Annotated in this window: 3 protein-coding genes; 2 read left to right on the forward strand and 1 reads right to left on the reverse strand. The window is 74.3% G+C overall.

Annotated features, from left to right (window positions below; all coding sequences use genetic code 11):
• Positions 1 to 224: 224 nt before the first annotated feature.
• Positions 225 to 1,358 (forward strand): adenylate/guanylate cyclase domain-containing protein, encoded by a 1,134-nt coding sequence (locus tag BZL64_RS37935; RefSeq protein ID WP_086773481.1) that lies wholly within the window; start codon positions 225 to 227, stop codon positions 1,356 to 1,358.
• Positions 1,359 to 1,368: 10 nt separating this feature from the next.
• Here the strand turns inward: BZL64_RS37935 and BZL64_RS37940 are convergent, their stop codons facing one another.
• Positions 1,369 to 2,037, reverse strand: coding sequence for a hypothetical protein (locus BZL64_RS37940; protein ID WP_167396268.1), 669 nt, complete (start codon positions 2,035 to 2,037; stop codon positions 1,369 to 1,371).
• A 214-nt stretch (positions 2,038 to 2,251) separates the two neighbouring features.
• Here BZL64_RS37940 and BZL64_RS37945 point away from each other — a divergent pair.
• On the forward strand, positions 2,252 to 2,752 hold a 501-nt coding region (locus BZL64_RS37945; RefSeq protein ID WP_143663456.1), incomplete at its 3' end, for an enoyl-CoA hydratase/isomerase family protein.

The following is a 2,752-nucleotide window of genomic DNA, read 5'->3' on the forward strand; positions in this document are numbered from 1 at the left end:
TGCGCCCCCAGACCCCCGCTTGGGTCCTGAACGGGCCTCGTCCTCAAACGCCGGACGGGCTGGGACACCCGACCGTCGCTTTTCGGACCCTGGCACCAGCGCCGGGTGACGTACCCCCACCGAGAACGTCACGCCCCTTCCCCGACGGAGTGAGCTGGCGCACACCTGCCGTAGAGTTGAGGCCGGTCGAAACCTGACCGCGATAGATCGGAAGGGCAGCAGGCGTGACCGTCGACGACACGGGCTCCGACGAGGGCGCGGACGGCCGGGTTGACGTCCCGGCCACCGACCCCGGCGACGACCCCCTCGCCCTTCGCCTGGAGCAGCTCATCCTCGGCGCCGAGCGCCGTTACACCCCTTTCCAGGCGGCCCGCAGCGCCGGCGTCTCCATGGAACTGGCCTCCCGGTTCTGGCGGGCCATGGGCTTCGCCGACATCGGCCAGGCCAGGGCGCTCACCGAGGCCGACGTACTGGCCCTGCGCCGGCTGGCCGGTCTCGTCGAGGCGGGGCTGCTCAGCGAGGCCATGGCGGTGCAGGTCGCGCGGTCCACGGGGCAGACCACCGCCCGGTTGGCCGAGTGGCAGATCGATTCCTTCCTGGAGGGGCTGACGGAGCCCCCCGAGCCGGGAATGACCCGCACCGAGGTGACGTATCCGATCGTCGAGCTGCTGCTGCCCGAGCTGGAGGAGTTCCTCGTCTATGTGTGGCGGCGGCAGCTCGCCGCCTCGGCGGGCCGGGTCGTGCAGGCCGCGGACGACGAGGAGATGGTCGACCGGCGGCTCGCGGTCTGCTTCGCCGACCTCGTCGGGTTCACACGGCTGACCCGCCGTATGGAGGAGGAGGAACTCGGCGAGCTGGTCGAGGCCTTCGAGACCACCGCCGCCGACCTGGTCGCGGCCCGCGGTGGACGCCTCATCAAGACCCTCGGCGACGAGGTGCTGTACGCCGCCGACGACGCCGGCACCGCCGCCGAGATCGCGCTCCTGCTCGTCGAGACGATGGGCAACGACCCGACGATGCCCGAACTGCGCGTAGGCATGGCCTTCGGCACGGTGACCACCCGGATGGGCGATGTCTTCGGCACGACGGTCAACCTGGCCTCCCGGCTGACGTCGATAGCGCCTCGGGACGCCGTGCTCGTCGACAGTGCCTTCGCCGAGGAACTGATCCGCACCGGCGACGCGCCCGCCTCGGAGGCGGAGGCCGCCGAGGCCGCGACCGCCGCCGAGAAGGAGGGCGAGGAGCCGCCCGTCTACCGGTTCGCGCTCCAGCCGATGTGGCAGCGCCCCGTCCGTGGGCTCGGCGTGGTCGAGCCCTGGCTGCTCACCCGGCGGGACACCGGCGGCGCGGGCGAGTAGGCCGCGCCGCTCAGTCGCGGGAGCCGGGCAGCGGGGCCAACTCGTTCAGCGCCTCCACGCACAGGCCGACGACCGGCAGGCACAGCCCCGGACGGCTCGTCGGCCCCGCGGTGGGCGGGACGGTGACCGGACCGGGCGCCGGGGTCGCCGTCGGCCCCGGAGGCCGGGGAGCGGCGCTCCCGGAGGACGGTGTGGCCGCCGGTGCGGGCGCCCCCTCGTCGGCCGGTGGCCGCGTACGCGGGGTGTACGGGCCGCTCGGCGTACGGACCGCGGAGGTGGGCGCGGTGCCGGGCACGGCCGCGCCGGACGGGACCGTACCGCCGGTGCCCGTCGGGGCCGGGGTGGTGGACGTCGGCTCGGGTGAACCGGACACCGTGGCGGCGGCGTTGGTCGCGTTCCCGGTGTCCGTCTCCGGGTGGGTGTCCGCGGTGGGCTGGAGCCGGGGTCCGGCCTCGGCCGTGTCCACGCCCGAGTCGGCGGTCAGCCGCAGCAGACTCAGCGCACCCACCGCCAGGGCGAACCCGCCCGTGGCGAACAGTGCCTTCCGGGGCCGGGGCCGGCGATGCCGCCCCCGCGCGCGGGACGGCGCCCCGAGGCGGGCGTCCACCGCCTCGCCGCCCGCTGCCGCGCGACCCGCTTGCGCGCTTCCGGTCCGGCCGCTCACCGGTGTGGTCGTCATCACGTTCCCTCCCCGATGTCGTCGCGCCCCCTCTGCGCCGTGGCGCACGCACGTTATGCGCTCCCTTGGGCGATGCGGGCGGAGTCGGGCGGGATGTCACTCGAACGGGTGGGCGGGGGTCGAGCGGGACGCGGTCGGGCCTTTTCCCTGCGGGGCGCGGCTGCGATGATTGGGCGAGCCAGATCTGTTAACCGGCGTTAACCCGGAGGGTGTCATGAGTGAGGAACGGTTCGGGGAGTTCGTGCTGGTGCGGCGGCACGGGGACGGGCATGTCGCGGAGTTGGCCCTCGACCGGCCCAAGGTCATGAACGCCGTCTCGTCGGAGATGGCCCGCTCCATCGGGGCCGCCTGCTCGGCCCTGGCCGGGGACCGGGACGTACGCGTGGTGGTGATCACCTCGACGCACGAGCGGGCCTTCTGCGTCGGGGCCGACCTCAAGGAGCGCAACACGTTCTCCGACGCCGAGCTGGTGCGGCAGCGGCCGGTCTCGCGGGGGGCGTACACCGGTGTGCTGGAGCTGCCCGTGCCGACGGTCGCGGCGGTGCACGGGTTCGCGCTGGGCGGCGGTTTCGAGCTGGCGCTGGCCTGCGATGTCATCGTGGCGGACCGTACGGCCGTGGTGGGACTGCCCGAGGTGTCGGTGGGGGTGATCCCGGGCGGCGGCGGGACGCAGTTGCTGCCCCGCCGCCGCCCGGGATCACCCCCACCGACACCT

Origin of the sequence: Streptomyces bobili (assembly GCF_002154575.1) — a bacterium.
Taxonomy (GTDB): Bacteria; Actinomycetota; Actinomycetes; order Streptomycetales; family Streptomycetaceae; genus Streptomyces; species Streptomyces bobili.

Bases quoted from the DNA above. Each gene is read 5' to 3' on its own strand.
- BZL64_RS37940 (WP_167396268.1), bottom strand. From the start codon at position 2,037: ATGACGACCACACCGGTGAGCGGCCGGACCGGAAGCGCGCAAGCGGGT.